The sequence below is a fragment of the Kocuria marina genome (assembly GCF_000786655.1).
Lineage (GTDB): Bacteria > Actinomycetota > Actinomycetes > Actinomycetales > Micrococcaceae > Kocuria > Kocuria marina_A.
On record NZ_JROM01000011.1, the window covers coordinates 71,906 to 88,913 of the forward strand.

General features: G+C 68.5%; 16 protein-coding genes. 9 read left to right on the plus strand and 7 right to left on the minus strand.

Annotated features, from left to right (window positions below):
- Window positions 1-131 precede the first annotated feature (131 nt).
- Window positions 132-938 carry a hypothetical protein gene (locus tag AS25_RS02020; protein WP_035960838.1) on the plus strand — a complete coding sequence of 269 codons (807 nt, stop codon included), beginning with the start codon at window positions 132-134 and terminating at the stop codon, window positions 936-938.
- Between the two features lie 91 nt (window positions 939-1,029).
- Here the strand turns inward: AS25_RS02020 and rraA are convergent, their stop codons facing one another.
- A complete protein-coding gene (rraA, locus tag AS25_RS02025) occupies window positions 1,030-1,497 on the minus strand; it encodes a ribonuclease E activity regulator RraA (protein WP_035960839.1) in 468 nt (155 codons plus the stop codon).
- A gap of 153 nt (window positions 1,498-1,650) precedes the next feature.
- Entirely contained in the window at window positions 1,651-3,120 is a 1,470-nt protein-coding gene (locus AS25_RS02030; RefSeq protein ID WP_035960974.1) for an XRE family transcriptional regulator, read from the minus strand.
- A gap of 366 nt (window positions 3,121-3,486) precedes the next feature.
- On the opposite strand from AS25_RS02030, the gene aceA reads away from it, so the two are divergent.
- Entirely contained in the window at window positions 3,487-4,773 is a 1,287-nt protein-coding gene (gene aceA / locus AS25_RS02035) for an isocitrate lyase (RefSeq protein ID WP_035960841.1), read from the plus strand.
- 333 nt (window positions 4,774-5,106) lie between these two features.
- Here aceA and AS25_RS02040 read toward each other — a convergent pair whose 3' ends face one another.
- Window positions 5,107-5,589, minus strand: coding sequence for a hotdog fold thioesterase (locus AS25_RS02040; protein WP_052160626.1), 483 nt, complete (start codon window positions 5,587-5,589; stop codon window positions 5,107-5,109).
- 184 nt (window positions 5,590-5,773) lie between these two features.
- Here AS25_RS02040 and paaZ point away from each other — a divergent pair, with 184 nt between their 5' ends.
- Window positions 5,774-7,900 (plus strand): phenylacetic acid degradation bifunctional protein PaaZ, encoded by a 2,127-nt coding sequence (gene paaZ, locus AS25_RS02045; RefSeq protein WP_052160627.1) that lies wholly within the window; start codon window positions 5,774-5,776, stop codon window positions 7,898-7,900.
- Window positions 7,901-8,210: 310 nt separating this feature from the next.
- On the opposite strand, the gene AS25_RS02050 is transcribed toward paaZ, so the two are convergent.
- The 4 genes from AS25_RS02050 to AS25_RS02065 form a co-directional block, all read right to left on the minus strand.
- Complete coding sequence (locus AS25_RS02050; protein ID WP_035960842.1) at window positions 8,211-8,624, minus strand: GNAT family N-acetyltransferase; 414 nt, start codon at window positions 8,622-8,624, stop codon at window positions 8,211-8,213.
- A 545-nt stretch (window positions 8,625-9,169) separates the two neighbouring features.
- Window positions 9,170-9,790, minus strand: coding sequence for a TetR/AcrR family transcriptional regulator (locus AS25_RS02055; RefSeq protein WP_052160628.1), 621 nt, complete (start codon window positions 9,788-9,790; stop codon window positions 9,170-9,172).
- A 267-nt stretch (window positions 9,791-10,057) separates the two neighbouring features.
- A complete protein-coding gene (locus tag AS25_RS02060) occupies window positions 10,058-11,395 on the minus strand; it encodes a phenylacetate--CoA ligase family protein (protein WP_035960844.1) in 1,338 nt (445 codons plus the stop codon).
- A 4-nt stretch (window positions 11,396-11,399) separates the two neighbouring features.
- Window positions 11,400-11,810 carry a PaaI family thioesterase gene (locus AS25_RS02065; protein ID WP_035960845.1) on the minus strand — a complete coding sequence of 137 codons (411 nt, stop codon included), beginning with the start codon at window positions 11,808-11,810 and terminating at the stop codon, window positions 11,400-11,402.
- Between the two features lie 243 nt (window positions 11,811-12,053).
- On the opposite strand from AS25_RS02065, the gene paaA reads away from it, so the two are divergent.
- From paaA to AS25_RS02095, 6 genes are all read left to right on the plus strand, one after another.
- The gene (gene paaA / locus AS25_RS02070; protein ID WP_035960847.1) at window positions 12,054-13,091 is read left to right on the plus strand and encodes a 1,2-phenylacetyl-CoA epoxidase subunit PaaA; all 1,038 of its coding nucleotides are present in this window, start codon (window positions 12,054-12,056) and stop codon (window positions 13,089-13,091) included.
- Between the two features lie 2 nt (window positions 13,092-13,093).
- Entirely contained in the window at window positions 13,094-13,390 is a 297-nt protein-coding gene (paaB, locus tag AS25_RS02075) for a 1,2-phenylacetyl-CoA epoxidase subunit PaaB (RefSeq protein ID WP_012397288.1), read from the plus strand.
- Window positions 13,387-14,223, plus strand: a complete 837-nt coding sequence (paaC, locus tag AS25_RS02080) for a 1,2-phenylacetyl-CoA epoxidase subunit PaaC (protein ID WP_035960849.1) — start codon at window positions 13,387-13,389, stop codon at window positions 14,221-14,223. The genes paaB and paaC overlap by 4 nt, the downstream gene beginning before the upstream one ends.
- Before the next feature lie 65 nt (window positions 14,224-14,288).
- On the plus strand, window positions 14,289-14,810 hold the full coding sequence (gene paaD, locus AS25_RS02085; protein WP_035960979.1) for a 1,2-phenylacetyl-CoA epoxidase subunit PaaD: 522 nt from the start codon (window positions 14,289-14,291) through the stop codon (window positions 14,808-14,810).
- Window positions 14,811-14,812: 2 nt separating this feature from the next.
- On the plus strand, window positions 14,813-16,015 hold the full coding sequence (gene paaE / locus AS25_RS02090; RefSeq protein WP_035960851.1) for a 1,2-phenylacetyl-CoA epoxidase subunit PaaE: 1,203 nt from the start codon (window positions 14,813-14,815) through the stop codon (window positions 16,013-16,015).
- 111 nt (window positions 16,016-16,126) lie between these two features.
- Window positions 16,127-16,900, plus strand: a complete 774-nt coding sequence (locus tag AS25_RS02095) for an enoyl-CoA hydratase/isomerase family protein (RefSeq protein WP_035960852.1) — start codon at window positions 16,127-16,129, stop codon at window positions 16,898-16,900.
- The last annotated feature ends 108 nt before the right edge of the window (window positions 16,901-17,008 follow it).

The window sequence follows — 17,008 nt, forward strand, 5'->3', positions numbered from 1 at the left end:
CCGGCCACCGGCCCGGTCCCCTGCGCGGCACGAAAGAGGTCACGATTCCGTCACGACGTGTTGCGAAAGCAAACGCCTTGACGAATCGTAGGGCGTGTTCGTAATCGAGAAACTTCGTAGAGGTAATTGAGATGAAGAGCACCAGGACCAAGACCCTGACCGCCGCGGTTCTCGCGGTCCCCCTGCTCGTGGGCTGCGGCCAGAGCGGCCAGAACGCGGCCGAGGCCACCACGCCCCAGGAGTCGCAGAGCGTGAGCGCCCCGGCGCAGCAGACCGCGCACGGTTCCACGGCGGCCACCGACGGCGCCACCGCGGTGGCCCAGCCCAGCCCCGCCGACACGGCCACCGCCGCGAACACCGCGGGTGCGGGCAGCACCCCGGCCGCGTCCGCTACGGCGCCGTCCCTGCCGGCCGTCGCGGACCCCTGCGCGGGAGCGTGCGACAAGACCGCGGCGATCCCGGTGCACCACCCCGTCTTCGGCGCCATGGAGATCGTGAGCTACGAACGCGTCGTGGAACCCGGCAGCGCCCCCGCGGGCAAGCAGGCCAGCTACGCCGTGTACCAGAACGGTCAGGCCGTGGGATACGTGCCGCCCAGGGAGGGCACCACGGTGGTCTCCTTCGGCCCCGCTCCCGTTCTGGGAAATCAGGAGTGGGATCTGCGCACCAACTCCAACGTGGATAAGTACGGCAACGTCTACCTGACGGACGGCCAGGGCGTGACCGTGCTGACCCCCACCGACAAGGGGTATGACTCCCACGACACCATGCCCGCCCAGCGGGGTAAGGCCAACCACCCGTTCAACTGGGCCGATCTGGTGATCGACGCGACGGGTGAGCCCACGGTCATCCAGCACGTCACGAACGAGCAGGGTAATGACTCGGGCAAGCGGGTGAACTGGACCTGGAACGGCCAGGAGTTCGTGGCCCAGAAGTAGTCACGTCACCCGGCCCCCACCGGAACGACGACGGCGACCCCCGCACCCGCGGGGGTCGCCGTCGTCTATCCGTCCAGCGGAGGTAGCGGACTCAGCGCTCCACCAGGACCCCGTCCTCGTCCGCCCACAGGGTCTTGCCCGGACGGAAGGTCACGCCGCCGAAGTTGACGATCACATCCACCTCCCCGAAGTCGTTGGGCTCCGACTTGCGGGGGTTCGTGCCGAGCGCCTTGATGCCGATGTCCAGGGTGCCCAGTTCCACGCGGTCCCGCACGGGGGCGTTGATGATCAGCCCGGCCCACCCGTTCTCCACGGCGGTGCGGGCCACGTTGTCCCCGAGCAGCGCGCGGTTCATGGATCCCTGCCCGTCCACCACGAGCACCGCGCCCTCACCGGGGGTGGCCACGAGCTTCTTGACGTCCACGTTGGACTCGAAGCAGCGCACCGTGCGGATGGGTCCCGTGAACCGGTGGGCACCACCCACCGAGATGAACTGGGTGGTCACGGACTGCAGGTCCTCGCCGTGCTCGTCGTACAGGTCGGCGGTCGCGAAGCTCATGGGTCACCTTTCGTGTCTACGGATCGCCGACGACGCTCGGGGCCCGGGCGCGCACCGTCCGGGCCCGAAAAGCCCGGAGAACGCGGCGTTCGGACACGGACGGTCCGGGCGCGACGGGGTGGCGCGGCGTCGTCGGCGGGAACGTGATGGAGATTACGTGAGGTCGTCCGCGGGGGCAACGGGGGCGTGCCGCTGCAGGAAGCGGTAGACCTCCGTCTCGTCCACCCCGGGGAACGCGCCGGCGGGCATGGCCGCGAGCATGTGGGACGCGGGGCGCGCGGAGGGCCACGACTGACCGTCCCACCGCTCGGCGAGCGCCGGGGCGGGCTGTTGGCAGCACGCGGGGTCGGGGCACGTGGAGGTGTGGCGCACCGTGGTGGCGCGGCCCCGGAACCACTTGACGTGCTCGTACGGCACGCCGAACGAGATGGAGAACTCCCCGTTCTCGGACCCCTCCACGCGGGCCGAGCACCAGAACGTGCCGTGCGGGGTGTCGGTGTACTGGAAGTGGGACAGCAACCGGTTGGTCCCCGAGAACGCCTGCCGCGCGGAGAAGAACCGGCAGGCCCTCTGCCCCTCCACCGCGCCGCTGTGGTCGGTGGGGAACTGCAACCCGTCGTTCTGCCAGGCCTTGTGGATGATCCCGGAGGAGTGCACCTTCTCGAAGTGCGTGGGGATGCCGAAGTGGTGGGTCATGAGGTTGGTCATCCGGTGCGCCGCGGTCTCGTGGGACACCGCGAACGCGTCCCGCAGGTCGTCCACGGACAGCTCCCGCTGGGACGTGGCGCGGCCCAGCAGGTCCACCGCGGAGGCCTCGGGGATCATCAGGGCCGCCGCGAAGTAATTGGTCTCCACGCGCTGTTCCAGGAACTCACCGTAATCCGCGGGGCGGTGGTGCTCGAGCAGGTGATGCCCCACGGCCTGCAGCAACACCGACCACGGCGAGCCCGCCCCGGCGGTGGCCGGTAAATAGAACCGACGATTGCGCAGGTCCGTGACCGAGCGCGTGGAATGCGGCAGGTCCGGGACCTGGTGGATCTCGAATCCCACATGCTCCACGAGCCGGGAGATGTGGTGCTCGGACAACGGCCCGCCCGTGTGGCGGATCGCGGCGAGCAGTTCCGCGGCCATGGTCTCGATGCGTTCGAAGTAGTTGTCGATCCCCCGCATGCGCGCTCGCAACTGGGTGTTAGCGCGCCGGGCCTCCTCCGGGGTAGCCGCCTGTTCCTCGAGCCGTTGGGCAAGTTGCTGCTGCAGGGCCGCGAGCGCCTCGAGGGTCTCGGTGCTCGTGCCCGGCCCCACCCGCACCGTGGGCAACCCGAGGGACGCATACATGGGTCCGCGCTGCACGCGCTCCACCTGGATCTCGAGTTCCATGCGGCGCGACGGCGCCTTGGTCCCCAGCAGTTGCTCCACGCTCATGTCCAGCGCCGCGGCGATCGCGGACAGCGCGCTGAGCTTGGGTTCGCGCTTGCCGTTCTCGATCAGCGACAGCGCCGACGCCGCCATGCCCACGGTGCGCGCGAGTTCCTCGAGCGTGATCCGCAGTCGTTTGCGGCGGTAGCGGATCCGCCGCCCCAGCACGATCGGGTCGGTCGGGTCCCCGGCCTCCTCGGGTGGCACATCGGACGACGAGCGCGCGGGCACCCGGGTGCCGGACGCGGGGTCCGTGCGCCGCGGCGTCGTCGCCCGGGCGGGCTCCGTACCCCCCGACCGCGTAGCCCGCGCGGGTTCCGAGCCGTGAGCGCTCCGCGGTGCGTCGGAGCGAGGGGGAGCGACGTCGCCGGTGCGCCGACGCCTTCGGGGGCCTGTGGTGGAGGTCATGTCACGAGTTTAGGGACAATTTCCGTAGGCGTGAAGAAAGTGGATTCTTCACTCGGAAAACCCCTTTCCGGCACCGCAGAACCGGGCAAAAGTAGAACTCATCAAGTTACCAATGCGGAACTTCCAACGAGGACCGCACGTCAGACCCCATCGAAGGAGACCGTGATGAGCATCGACGACACCAACCTGCGCAGCGCCGAGGAACTCGCCCGGGACTGGGAGGAGAACCCCCGCTGGGCCGGCGTGACCCGTGACTACGCCCCCGAGGAGGTCCTGCGTCTGCAGGGTTCCTTTCGAGAAGAGCACACCAACGCCCGCCGCGGTGCGGAACGGCTCTGGTACCTGCTCAACTCGGAAGATTACATCAATGCTCTGGGCGCTCTGACCGGTAACCAGGCCGTCCAGCAGGTCAAGGCCGGGCTCAAGGCGATCTACCTCTCCGGTTGGCAGGTCGCCGGTGACGCGAACCTCGCGGGCCAGACCTACCCGGACCAGTCGCTGTACCCCGCCAACTCGGTCCCGCAGGTCGTGCGCCGGATCAACAACGCACTCAAGCGCGCGGACCAGATCGAGCACGCCGAGGACGTCCACACCGTGGAGAACTGGATGGCCCCGATCGTGGCGGACGCGGAGGCCGGCTTCGGCGGACCGCTCAACGCGTTCGAGCTCATGAAGTCCATGATCGACGCGGGTGCGGCCGGCGTGCACTGGGAGGACCAGTTGGCCTCCGAGAAGAAGTGCGGTCACCTGGGCGGGAAGGTCCTGATCCCCACCCAGCAGCACGTGCGCACGCTCAACGCGGCCCGCCTCGCGGCGGACGTGGAAGACGTCCCCACCCTGATCATCGCCCGCACCGACGCCGAGGCCGCCACGCTGATCACCTCGGACGTGGACGAGCAGGACGCCGAGTTCATCACCGGCGAGCGCACACCGGAGGGCTTCTACAAGGTCCGCAACGGTGTGGAGCCCTGCATCGCCCGCGCCAAGGCGTACGCGCCCTACTCGGACCTGATCTGGATGGAGACCGGCACTCCGGATCTCGAGCTGGCCCGCCAGTTCGCGGACGCCGTGCACGAGGACTTCCCGGACCAGATGCTCGCGTACAACTGCTCGCCGTCCTTCAACTGGAAGAAGCACCTGGACGACGAGACCATCGCCAAGTTCCAGCGCGAACTCTCCGCCATGGGCTACCGTTTCCAGTTCATCACCCTGGCCGGTTTCCACGCCCTCAACTACTCGATGTTCGATCTGGCCCACGGCTACGCCCGCAACCAGATGACCTCGTACGTGGAACTGCAGGAGCGCGAGTTCGCCGCCGAGGAGCGCGGTTACACCGCCACCAAGCACCAGCGCGAGGTGGGCACCGGGTACTTCGACCTGGTCTCCCAGGTGGTCAACCCCAATTCCTCCACGATCGCCCTCACGGGCTCCACCGAGAGCGCCCAGTTCTGAACCCGGTTTCGGACTCGGCGCCCTGAAGACCCGCGGAGGCCGGAGCACGGTCACTGAGGCCAAAGAACTCCGGGCATCCGGTCTCCGCGTCCACCCCGTCCGCGCGGTAGAGGGGACTCCTCAGCCCTCCCGCGGACCACGAACCGCCCCGACACCGTTGCCACGCGGTGCCGGGGCGGTTCCGTGCTCCCTGCGGTGCCGGTTCAGCGCCGTCTGCCCCGCCGTGCCGGAGCGGTTCCGCGCGCCCTCCGCTGCGCCGGAGCGGCTCCGCGGACGACGACGCCGCGGTGCCCTTCCCGAGGGACGGGCGCCGCGGCGTCGTCGGACGAATACTCAGGAGCGCTTCGCAGGCTTGAGGTAATTGGTGATCCGCACGGTGCACAGGCGCTTGCCGGTGTCGATGTGGGTGATGACCACCTCGTGGTTCGTGACCCTGCGCCCCAGGTGGATCGCCGTGGCCACGCCGCGCACCCGGCCGCTCGTGGCGGAGGAGTGATGGGTCGCGTTGATGTCCACGCCCACCGCGACCTTGCCGAACAAGGACGCGTGGATCACGGCCGCCCACGAACCCAGCATCTCGCCCAGGGCCACGGACGCACCGCCGTGCAACAACCCCAGGGACTGGCGGTTGCCCTCCACGGGCATGGTGGCCACCACGCGCTCGGCGGACTGCTCTTCCACCACCACGCCCATCTTTTCGTCCAGTTCACCCAACTCGATGGTCCACGGCTCGTACGCCTCCCCGAACTCCTCGGCGGGAGACGCGGTTCGTGCGTTCTCGGCGCGGACGTCCGCGCGGGTGGGATCCTCGTGCATGCTGACTCCTCCGTGATCAGGCCCCACGCCGTGCCGGTGGGCCGCGCTGGGCGGTGCGCAGAGCGGCGTCGAACGCCGACGACGGTGCGTGGTGGCCATGGTGCCCTTGTGTGACCTAGGTTATCCTGGACCAAATACTGACCGATCGTTCGGCTGATGGCCGCGACAGTCCGGAGGACCCCGCGTGAACACCCAGACCCAGGCATCCAAGACCCAGGACCCGCAGATCCTGCCCAGCTTCGTGGTCGGGAAGTGGTGGCGGCCGGAGGACCCGCAGAAGATCGCGGACGTGCGGGACGCCACCACCGGGGAACTCGTGGCCCGGGTGAGCACGGACGGGATCGACACCGCGGGCGCCGTGGACCACGGACGCACCGTGGGCCAGGCCGCACTGGGGCAGCTGCGCATCCACGACCGCGCACTGATCCTCAAGCAGCTCGCGCAGTACCTGGGCGAGCACAAGGAGGAGCTGTACGAGATCTCCTACGCGACCGGCGCCACGGCCAAGGACCACCTGATCGACATCGACGGCGGGATCGGGACCCTCTTCACGTTCTCGTCCAAGGGACGGCGCGAACTGCCCAACGCCAACGTGATCGTGGACGGCGCGGTGGAGCAGCTCTCGCGGGACGGTTCGTTCCTGGGTGAGCACGTCTACACCCGCGTGCCCGGGGTGGCCGTGCAGATCAATGCGTTCAACTTCCCCGTGTGGGGCATGCTCGAGAAGTTCGCCCCGGCGTTCATCGCGGGCGTGCCCACCATCGTGAAGCCCGCGACCCCCACCGGGTACGTGACGGAGGCGTGCGTGCGGCTCATGCTGGACTCGGGGCTGCTGCCGGAGGGTTCCCTGCAGCTGATCTCCGGCTCAGCGCGCGATCTGCTGGACCACCTGGACGCCCGCGACCACGTGGCCTTCACCGGTTCGGCCGCCACCGCCCAGTCGCTGCGCGCACACACCAACGTGCAGGAGAAGGGCGTGCGTTTCACGGCGGAGACCGACTCGCTCAACGCCGCGATCATGGCCCCGGACGTCACCGAGGACTCCCCCGAGTTCGAGGCGTTCGTGAAGTCCGTGGTCCTGGAAATCACCGCCAAGGCAGGTCAGAAGTGCACCGCGATCCGCCGGGTCATCGTGCCGCAGGCACTCAAGCCCGCCGTGATCGCGGCCGTGCGGGAGCGGGTGGCGCAGCGCGCCGTCGTCGGCAACCCGCGCGATTCTGCCACCACGGTGGGCCCGCTCGCATCCGACGACCAGCATTTCGAGGTGCTGCGTTCCGTGCGTGCCCTGATCGACGCCGGCGCCATCGTGGAGCTCGGCGGTCCCGAGGAGCTCGCGTCCCTCCCGGAGCAGGACGCCTTCTTCCCCGTCACGGTGCTCTCGTTCGACGACGCCCGCACCCCCGCCGTCCACGAGCTCGAGGCGTTCGGCCCGGTCACCTCCGTCCTGGGGTACTCGGGGGATGTCGAAGACGCCGTGGAGATCGCCGCGCTGGGCGGCGGCTCGCTCGTGGCGACCGTGTGCACCCACTCCCCCGAGCTCGCGGCGCAGTTCGCCTCCGGGATCGGTGCGTACCACGGTCGCGTGCTCTTCCTGGATCGCGACGACGCCAAGACCTCCACCGGCCACGGCTCCCCCGTTCCCCACCTGGTCCACGGCGGTCCCGGCCGCGCCGGTGGCGGGGAGGAACTCGGTGGCGTGCGCGCGGTCAAGCACTACATGCAGCGCACCGCCGTCCAGGGCTCCCCGGACCTGCTGACCGGGATCACCGGCCAGTGGCACTGGGGTGCGACCGCCAACACCGTGACCCGCGAGGACGTGGAGAACGGCACCGGGGAGCACCCCTTCCGGAAGTCGTTGCAGACCCTGCGGATCGGCGATCAGTTCGTCTCGGACCTGCGCACGGTCTCACTCGAGGACATCCTGGAGTTCGCGGAGAAGACCGGGGACACGTTCTACGCCCACACGGACGAGGAAGCCGCCATGGCCAACCCGTTCTTCCCCCGGCGGGTGGCCCACGGTTATCTGCTGGTGTCGTGGGCCGCGGGGCTGTTCGTGGAGCCCGCTCCCGGGCCCGTGCTCGCCAACTACGGGCTGGAGAACCTGCGGTTCATCACCCCCGTCACGTACGACGACGCCATCCGGGTCACCCTGACCGCCAAGAAGATCACCCCGCGCGTCACGGACGAGTACGGCGAGGTCGCATGGGATGCGCGCCTGACCAACCAGAAGGACGAGATCGTGGCCACCTACGACGTCCTGACCCTGGTGGCCAAGCAGTGGCCCACCCCCGAAGGCGCGACCGCCGACTGAACCGGGGGCGGCGTCGGACACACGCCGATTGTTCGTGCCTCTCGGTCATCCCAAATCCCGCCTGCAACATTTGAGGCACTCCTGAGCCACTGAGCAGATCTCAGTCACGCCCAGGCCACCAAGCAGATCTCAGGCACTCCCAGACCACTGATGGAGACTTCAGGTGGCCTGGGCGCGCCTCAAATGTCGTGGGTGGCCTGAGAGTGCCCCGAATATGTTCCATGGCGCGGGCGTGCCCGGAATATTGCCGTGGTGGAAATTCGCGCCTGTGGCCTCCGCCCTCATTGGGTGGCGGGCGCACGGCGTTAGCTCAGCGCCAGATCGCGAGCGTCGTGCCCCCGAGTTCCGGGGTGGGGCGGAAGCCCAGGGAGCGGTACAGTTCCACGACGTGCTGGTTCCAGGCGGCGTCGTCCGTGGTGATATACGTCTGGCGAATGTGCGCTGTCTCTTCCAACACCATGTCGAGCAGTGACCGACCGATGCCCTCCCGCTGTCGTTCGGGGGCCACCACGAGGTCCTGGATGTAGGCCACGGTGACGCCGTCCCCCACGACGCGCACCAGACCCACCAGCTCGCCTGCCTCCCAGGCCGAAATCACCAACCACGCGTTCCGGATCATGGGTCCGAAGTCCGCGGGGTTGCGCGTGTACGAACTCCACCCGACGGCGTCGTACAGGCGGATCAGTGTGGCCGGGTCGATGTCTCGGGACCGGGAGAAATCCATGCTCGAACCATAGTGCGGCGCCCCAAATCAGACCTCCCCATCGTCTGGGTCCTGAAACGCCTGACCACACCCGAGTGACACACGCCCCGCTCCGGGAATCGGCGCAGGCCTGGGGCGGCGTCGACCCACATAGCCGGGCCCCGGGGAACGATCGACGACGGTCGCCTGACTGTCGGCGACTCAACTCCCCGCGTCCGTACGCCCCGCCACAAGATTTGGGGCGCCCCCAGGCCACTGAGCAGATCCCAGTCAATCCCAGGCCACTCAAGAGGGGGTCAGGTGGCGTGGAAGCGCCTCGAATATGGCCAATGGCGCGAGAGTGACCAAGAAATGGCGGGTGGCGCGAGAGTGACTGGAATGTGCCGAGTGGCGCGAGCATGACCGGGATGCGCAGGATGTACGCGGTGGTGGTTAGCAGAGTGCCGCGGCAGGTGATGCGTATCGCGGGCAGTGCCCCGAGGCAGGATGTGCGCGGCGGCGGCAGGTGGCCACTGCCCCAGCAGCAATGACGGGCCCCGCCCGCGGGGAGTTGAGCGGCCGGGGAGCTACGCCCGCAGGCCCGAGAACACCATCTTCACGACCGTGTCCGCGAGCTGGCCCACCGTCCCGGAACGCTCCGGCTGGTACCAGTCCACGATCGAGTTGACCATGCCCAGCATCAGACGCGGCGCCGACTTGCCGGAGATGTCCGTGCGCAGCTCGCCCTCCTCCTGCGCCTGCCGCACGAGTTCCTCCACGGTGCGTGTCAGTGTACGACGACGCTGCAGCGCCGCGAGCTCCACCTCCGAGTTGCCCCGCAACCGCAGGAGCAGGGTCACGTAGGGCATCTGGTCCACGAGCACGTGCACCGAACCGTCCAGGATCTGCTCGAGCTTGTTCACCGGCCCGCTGTCCCCCGCCAGGACCCGCTCGAACACGGCCTCCAACGCATCGAGGGCACGGTCCAGCGCCTGCTCGAGGATCGCCTCCTTGGACTCCACATGGTGATAGATCGCGGACTTGGAGATCCCCAGGTGCTTGGACAGCGTCCCCATGGACGTGGCGTCGTAGCCGTGCCGGTTGAACACGTCCACGCACACGGACAGCAGGGTCTCGCGGTCGTAGCCGGGACGGCCGCGCCGAGGCGCCACAGCGACGTCGGCGGAGGAGTTGAGCTCGGTGGGCATGGACGTGGCCTCGACCTTCTGGCGGGGACGGAATACCTCAGGTTACCCGGTCGTCGCTTTCTCACCGCCGGGAAGGTGACGGGCGGCGTCGGGCGGGAATCGGGCGACGTCGCCGGGACCAGGGACCCGGGCCGACGGCGCCCCGCCGGACGTTGACGGAGGTCCGGGCACCGCGCGGCCCCGGTTGAAGGACGACGATGCGGCGCCGCCGCCCTGCCCCACAGTGGGACTCCGCGACGCCGCCCGCAGGCGTCGCCGCGGAGAGGCCTACTTGTCGCGGTGGTCGTAGACGCGGCGCAGCTTGCCCGAGGAACGTGCCAGGGTGCCGGGCTCGGCGATGTCGATCGTGGCGCTCGAACCGATCTTCGTCTTGATGTCGTGCAACAGCTTCTTGCCACCCTCCTGGGCCTGTTCCAGGGTGGCCTCCTCGCGGCGCTCGATGTGGATGGTCATCTGGTCCATGCGGTTGGGCCGGGTGATCTCGAGCGTGAAGTGCGGGGAGAGGGTGGGGATCTGCAGCGCGAGTTCCTCGATCTGGGAGGGGAAGAGGTTCACGCCGCGCAGGATGATCATGTCGTCCGAGCGCCCCGTGATCCGGCCCATGCGCCGGTGACCCGGACGTGCGGTGCCGGGGAGCAGACGCGTGAGGTCGTGGGTGCGGTAGCGGATGATGGGCAGCGCCTGCTTGGTCAAGGCGGTGAACACGAGTTCGCCGGGGCGACCGGTGGGCAGCACGGTGTCGTCGAACGGGTCGATGATCTCCGGGCGGAAGTGGTCCTCCCAGATGTGGGAACCGTCCTTGGACTCGTAGGACTCGCCGGCCACGCCGGGGCCCATGACCTCGGAGAGCCCGTAGATGTCGCACGCGGTGATGTCGAAGGTCTTCTCGATCTCGTGGCGCATCTCCTCGGTCCACGGCTCCGCACCGAGCACCGCGTGCTCGAGGCTGGTCTCGCGGGGATCCATGCCGAGCTTGCGGAACCCGTCCGCGATCGTGAGCAGGTAGGTGGGCGTGGAGAGGATGGCCTGCGGCTCGAAGTCGCGGATCAGCTGGACCTGCTTCTCGGTCTGCCCGCCGGACATCGGGATCACCGCGCACCCCAACCGCTCGGCGCCGTAGTGCGCACCCAGGCCGCCGGTGAACAGGCCGTAACCGTAGGCGTTGTGCACCTTGTCCCCCGGCTTCACGCCGGAGAGACGGAAGCACCGGGCCACGAGGGTCCCCCACGTCTGCAGGTCGTCCTCGGTGTACGCCACCACGGTGGGTTGTCCCGTGGTGCCCGACGACGCGTGGATGCGCCGGATCTCGGACATGGGCGTGGCGAAGGACTTGAACGGGTACGCCTTGCGCAGGAATTCCTTGTCCGTGTACGGGAACTTGGCGAGGTCCTCGAGCTCCTTGAACTCGTCCGGGTGCACACCGTGCTCGTCGAACAGTTCCTTGTACGCGGGCACGTTCTCGTACGCGTAGTGCAGGGTCCAGTTCAGCCGCTCGGTCTGCAGCGCCTCGATCTGGTCCCGGCTCATGGTCTCCTCGGGATCCGGCTGGGAGGGATCGCTCGAGGGGACCGGCTGATACGGATTGGGGACGGAGCAGGAGGTCATGGGTTCACGCTTTCTGACGATTCGGCACGGTGCGGCTGCGGCCGCGGAACTGGGCGATCACGGAACCGTCCTCGGTGGAGACGGTGATGTCGCACAACCCGCTGCGCCCGGTGGTGGCGATCAGGCGGCCTTCGGCCACGAGGGTCTGGCCCGCGTGCCCGGAACTGAGGAAGTTGATGTCCACACCCTGCGCCACGGTGATGGTGGAACCGTCCGACGCGGGGTCGTTGCACGTCATCGCGAAGCAGGAATCGGCCAGGGCGAAAATCATCCCGCCGTGGACGATGCCGAAACCGTTGAGCATCTCCTCGCGCACGGGCATGGTGATGACGCTGTGCCCGGGGTCGGCTCGTTCCACCGTGATCCCGAGCCATTCGGATGCACGGTCCCCCGTGAGAACAGGATGATGTGGCACGGGCGCTCCTCAGATTATTCGAACGATCGGTCAGTATGTAATCGCAGAAATGTGACCCGTGTCAACAAAAATCAGTGCATGACGCGAGCCCCGTAAGCCCTCCCGCGAGCGCAGAACAGCCGCCAGAGTGTGTTGACGACCACACCGGGGGGCTATATCCTGAACGAGCGGTCAGTTATTATTGTCGGCAGCGTACAGAGTTCATCCTCCGCTCCCATCTCACCCGTGAACCGAGGAAACACCATGACTGAGCAGACCACCACTGCGGACCAGGCGGCCACGACCGCCGAGCAGCAGCACTTCGACCACCTCATCAGCGAGGACTCCCGCGTGGAGCCCCGCGACTGGATGCCCGAGGCGTACCGCAAGAGCCTCACGCGTCAGGTGTCCCAGCACGCCCACTCCGAGATCATCGGCATGCAGCCGGAGGCAAACTGGATCACCCGCGCCCCGAGCCTCAAGCGCAAGGCCGTGCTGATGGCCAAGGTCCAGGACGAGGCCGGCCACGGGCTCTACCTCTACTCCGCCGCGGAGACCCTGGGCACCCCGCGCTCCGTGCTCAACGAGCAGTTGCTGAGCGGCAAGGCCAAGTACTCCTCGATCTTCAACTACCCCGCGCGCACGTGGGCGGACATGGGCGCGATCGGCTGGCTCGTGGACGGCGCGGCCATCTGCAACCAGGTGCCCCTGTGCCGTGCGTCCTACGGCCCGTACGGCCGCGCGATGGTGCGCATCTGCAAGGAGGAGTCCTTCCACCAACGTCAGGGCTGGGAGATCCTCTATGAACTGTCCCACGGCACCGAGGCGCAGAAGAAGATGGCGCAGGACGCCGTCAACCGCTTTTACGGCCCCGCGCTGCAGATGTTCGGTCCCCCGGACGCCGATTCCCCCAACTCGCAGCAGTCCATGGAGTGGAACATCAAGCGCTTCTCCAACGACGAGCTGCGCCAGCGCTTCGTGGACATGATCGTCCCGCAGGCCGAGGCCCTGGGTCTGACCCTGCCGGACCCGGACCTGAAGTGGAACGAGGAGCGCGGCCACTACGACTACGGCGAGCTGGACTGGAACGAGTTCATGTCCGTGATCAAGGGCTCCGGGCCGTGCAACGTCCAGCGCATGAAGCGCCGTCGTGAGGCCCACGCGAACGGTGCGTGGGTGCGTGAGGCCGCGCAGGCCTACGCCGAGCGCCAGGCGCGCGAAGCAGCGGCGTCGTCCGAGGACGCGCAGGACCAGACCACCGTCATGGCGGGCCGCGGCTCCGCAGAACTGATCGGAGCGTGAGCATGAGCGAGAACCAGAACGGCAACTGGCCCCTGTGGGAGGTCTTCGTGCGCTCGTCGCGCGGGCTGTCCCACGTGCACGCCGGATCCCTGCACGCCCCGGACGCCACCATGGCCGTGCGTAACGCGCGTGACCTGTACACCCGGCGCAACGAGGGCACGAGCGTGTGGGTGGTGCCCGCGGACGCCATCACGGCGTCGGACCCCGATTCCAAGGGCGGGTACTTCGAGTCCGCGCAGGGCAAGAGCTACCGCCACGCCACGTACTACACCAAGAGCGAAGGGGTGAAGCACCTGTGAGCGCGTTCGCTTCCCACGACTCCGCGACCAAGCAGTCCGCGGGGGACGCGATCACCGCCGAGGAGATCGCCGAGACCGGCGGCAAGGCGTCCGAGGCGGTCGCCCGGTACGCGCTGCGCCTGGGCGACGACGCCCTCATGCTGTCCCAGCGGCTCGGCTGGTGGATCTCGCGGGCACCCGAGCTCGAGGAGGACATCGCGCTCGGCAACATCGCGCTGGACCTGATCGGGCACGCGCGGTTCCTGCTGACCTACGCGGGTTCCGCGTGGGGCAAGACCGAGGACGAGCTGGCCTACTTCCGGAACGAGGAGGAGTTCCGCTCCGTGCGCCTCGTGGAGCAGGAGAACGGGGACTTCGGGCAGACCATCGCCCGGCAGCTGCTGTTCTCCTTCTACCAGTTCGAGCTCTACACGGCGCTGCAGTCCTCCGCGGACCAGACGCTCGCGGCCATCGCGGACAAGGCGCTCAAGGAAGTGGAGTACCACCAGGACCACGCGGCCCAGTGGATCCTGCGCCTGGGGCTCGGCACGGAGGAGTCCAAGCGGCGGATCCAGGAGGGGCTGTACTACGTGTGGCCCTACCTGGACGAGCTGTTCGCGGACGAACCCCTGCACGACGAGCTCGAGGGCATCGCCGTGCGCCCGTCCACGCTGCGCGAGAAGACCATGGACCGCGTGACCGCGCTGCTGGCCGAGGCCGAGCTCGAGGTCCCGAACGTGACCCAGGCGCGGTTGTCCGCCGAACCCCGGGACGGCTCCTACTCCGAGTACCGCGGGTACATCCTCGCCGAGATGCAGTGGCTCGCCCGCCAGCATCCCGGCGCCACGTGGTGAGCACCGTGTTCTCCCGCGTACCGCCCCGTTCGTTGCCGCCCACGGGTGGCGTGGCTCCCCGCGAGGTGCCGCTGGGTCCGTCCCGGCGCCCGAGCGATCCGGACGACGCCGCCCTGTGGGACGTGGCCGCCACGGTGTGCGACCCCGAGATCCCCGTGCTCACGCTAGCGGACCTGGGTGTGCTCCGGGACGCCGTGGCCGGGCAGGACGAGACCGTGGTGGTCATCACCCCCACGTACTCCGGTTGCCCCGCCATGGACACCATGGCCGCTGACCTCGAGGCCGTGGTCACCGCCGCGGGGTACCCGAACGTGCGGGTCGTACAGGTGTTGCGACCGGCCTGGACCACGGACTGGATGTCCCCCGAGGGCATGGCCAAGCTCAACGAGTACGGCATCGCACCGCCCACCGGGCGCACCGCCGCCGGTCACAATTCCGGGCCGGTGCGGTTGAGCCTGGCCGTGAAGTGCCCGCGCTGCGACTCCCTGAACACCCGGGAGATGACCCGCTTCGGGTCCACGTCCTGCAAGTCCCTGTGGGTCTGCAACGACTGCAAGGAACCCTTCGACTACTTCAAGGTGCACTGATCATGAGCGAAACCACGGATGCCCTCACCGTCGAGGAAGCCGCCGAAGAAAGCGCGGCCGCTCCCGGCAAGCGACGCGCCACGTTCAACACGCTCACGGTGTCGGACGTGCGCAAGCTGACCTCCGACGCCGTGGAGGTCACGTTCGAGGTCCCCGAGGACCTCGTGGCGGACTACGACTACCTCCCGGGCCAGTACGTGGCCATCCGGGCCCGGATCAACGGTCACGAGGTGCGCCGCTCCTACTCGATCTGCGCGGATCCCACCCCCGGTGAGATCCGGGTGGCCATCAAGAAGGACATGGGCGGCGTGTTCTCCACGTGGGCCAACGAACAGCTCGCGGCCGGGGACACCCTGGACGTGATGAACCCGCAGGGCGCGTTCACGTCCAAGGTCAACATCACCTCCATGAACGACCCCGAGAAGCTCGCCGAGCGCGAGGTGGCCAAGAAGCGCAACGTGCACCTCGTGGCGTTCGCCGCCGGTTCCGGGATCACGCCCATCATGGCGATCGCCCGCGCGCTGCTGCGCGCCTCCGACACCGCCGCGATGGACGTCATCTACGCCAACCGTTCGTCCATGGACGTGATGTTCGCGGAGGAGCTCGGGGACCTCAAGGACAAGTACCCCGCCCGCCTGGCCGTGCACCACGTGCTCTCCCGCGAGCAGCGGATCTCCCCGCTGATGTCCGGGCGGATCGACCACGACAAGCTCGAGGAACTGCTCAACCACGTGATCCAGGTGGATTCCGCGGACGAATGGTTCCTGTGCGGGCCGTTCGAGCTCGTGCAGCTGTGCCGTGACGTGCTCAAGGAACGCGGCGTGGACGAGTCCCGCGTGCGCTTCGAGCTGTTCACCACGGGCAAGCCCACCACCCCGCAGGGCCAGCAGGGTCGCGCGGTCAAGGCGGACCCCAAGGGCGAGAACTACAAGATCGTCTTCAACTTGGATGGCACCTCCGCCCAGGTGGATTCCCCCAAGTCCGCGCAGGAGACCGTGCTCAACGCCGCCCTGCGCGTGCGCCCGGACGTCCCGTTCGCGTGCGCCGGCGGTGTGTGCGGCACGTGCCGCGCCAAGGTCACCGGCGGGGAGTTCGAGATGGAGGAGAACTTCGCCCTCGAGAAGGACGAGGTGGACGCCGGGTACGTCCTCACGTGCCAGACCCGCCCCACCTCCGATCAGTTGAGCGTGGACTTCGACGCCTGAGTCCCATGCACTCCGACGACGACGCCGCGCCGGGACCGCGCGGCGTCGTCGTCGTACCTGCCCGCTCGCCCCGCGGGGCGCACCGGAACCCCGAACCGCAAGGAGAACCCCGTGATCGACCTGACGATCGAGGACGAGATCGCCCGCGTGGTGCTCGACGCACCCAAGAAGCTGAACTCGCTGGACGAGGCCGCGCTGGACGAACTCGCCGCCGCGTACACCGAGGCCGAGCGGGCCGGCGTGCGAGCGCTCGTGCTGAGTGGCGAGGGGCGTGCGTTCTGCGCGGGCCGGGACATCTCCGCCGTGGACCCGGCGAGTGACGACACCGACGGCTACCTCACCGGCAAAGTGCAACCGTTGTTGCAGCAGATGTCCCGGTTCCCCGCGCCCACGTTCGCCGCGGTGCAGGGCGCGTGCCTGGGCGTGGGGTTGGGGCTCGCGATCGCCACGGACGTGGTGTACGTGGCGCAGGACGCGACCATCGGATCCCCGTTCGCCAATCTGGGGGCCACGCTGGACTCGGGCGGGCACGCCCTGTTCACCGAACGGCTGGGCGCCCACCGTACCCTGGACCTGATCTACACCGCCGAGATGATGACCGGCGCTGAGGCCGTGGCGGCGGGGCTGTTCTCCCGGGCCGTGCCGGCGGAGGAGCTCATGGAGTTCACGATGCAGCGGGTGTCGAAGGTGGCCCGCGGTGCCACACAGTCCTACCTGGCGTCCAAGGAGCTCGTGGCCCAGGTGCGGGACAACCGCGTGGGGTTGTGGGAGTCCATGGCAGCGGAGAACAAGGCCCAGGCTGCCCTGTGCGCCACGGACGACTACAAGGAGGGCTTCGCGGCCTTCCAGCAGAAGCGCAAGCCGGAGTTCACGGGCCGGGGCTGAACGCTTGGGCCGCAGCCGGGCCCGCTGGATACATCTGTGCTGCGATAAGACCGTTCGGGGCGGCGAAAATCGTCTTTCTGCAGCACAGATGTTCCCCATGATGGCTTC

What these genes read in the sequence shown, in the direction of transcription:
- AS25_RS02040 (WP_052160626.1), bottom strand. Translation starts at nt 5,589, where the DNA reads ATGCACGAGGATCCCACCCGCGCGGACGTCCGCGCCGAGAACGCACGA.
- paaB (WP_012397288.1), top strand. Translation starts at nt 13,094, where the DNA reads ATGAGCGAGAACCAGAACGGCAACTGGCCCCTGTGGGAGGTCTTCGTG.
- aceA (WP_035960841.1), top strand. Translation starts at nt 3,487, where the DNA reads ATGAGCATCGACGACACCAACCTGCGCAGCGCCGAGGAACTCGCCCGG.
- AS25_RS02050 (WP_035960842.1), bottom strand. Translation starts at nt 8,624, where the DNA reads ATGGATTTCTCCCGGTCCCGAGACATCGACCCGGCCACACTGATCCGC.
- paaE (WP_035960851.1), top strand. Translation starts at nt 14,813, where the DNA reads ATGAGCGAAACCACGGATGCCCTCACCGTCGAGGAAGCCGCCGAAGAA.
- AS25_RS02055 (WP_052160628.1), bottom strand. Translation starts at nt 9,790, where the DNA reads ATGCCCACCGAGCTCAACTCCTCCGCCGACGTCGCTGTGGCGCCTCGG.
- AS25_RS02020 (WP_035960838.1), top strand. Translation starts at nt 132, where the DNA reads ATGAAGAGCACCAGGACCAAGACCCTGACCGCCGCGGTTCTCGCGGTC.
- paaA (WP_035960847.1), top strand. Translation starts at nt 12,054, where the DNA reads ATGACTGAGCAGACCACCACTGCGGACCAGGCGGCCACGACCGCCGAG.
- rraA (WP_035960839.1), bottom strand. Translation starts at nt 1,497, where the DNA reads ATGAGCTTCGCGACCGCCGACCTGTACGACGAGCACGGCGAGGACCTG.
- AS25_RS02060 (WP_035960844.1), bottom strand. Translation starts at nt 11,395, where the DNA reads ATGACCTCCTGCTCCGTCCCCAATCCGTATCAGCCGGTCCCCTCGAGC.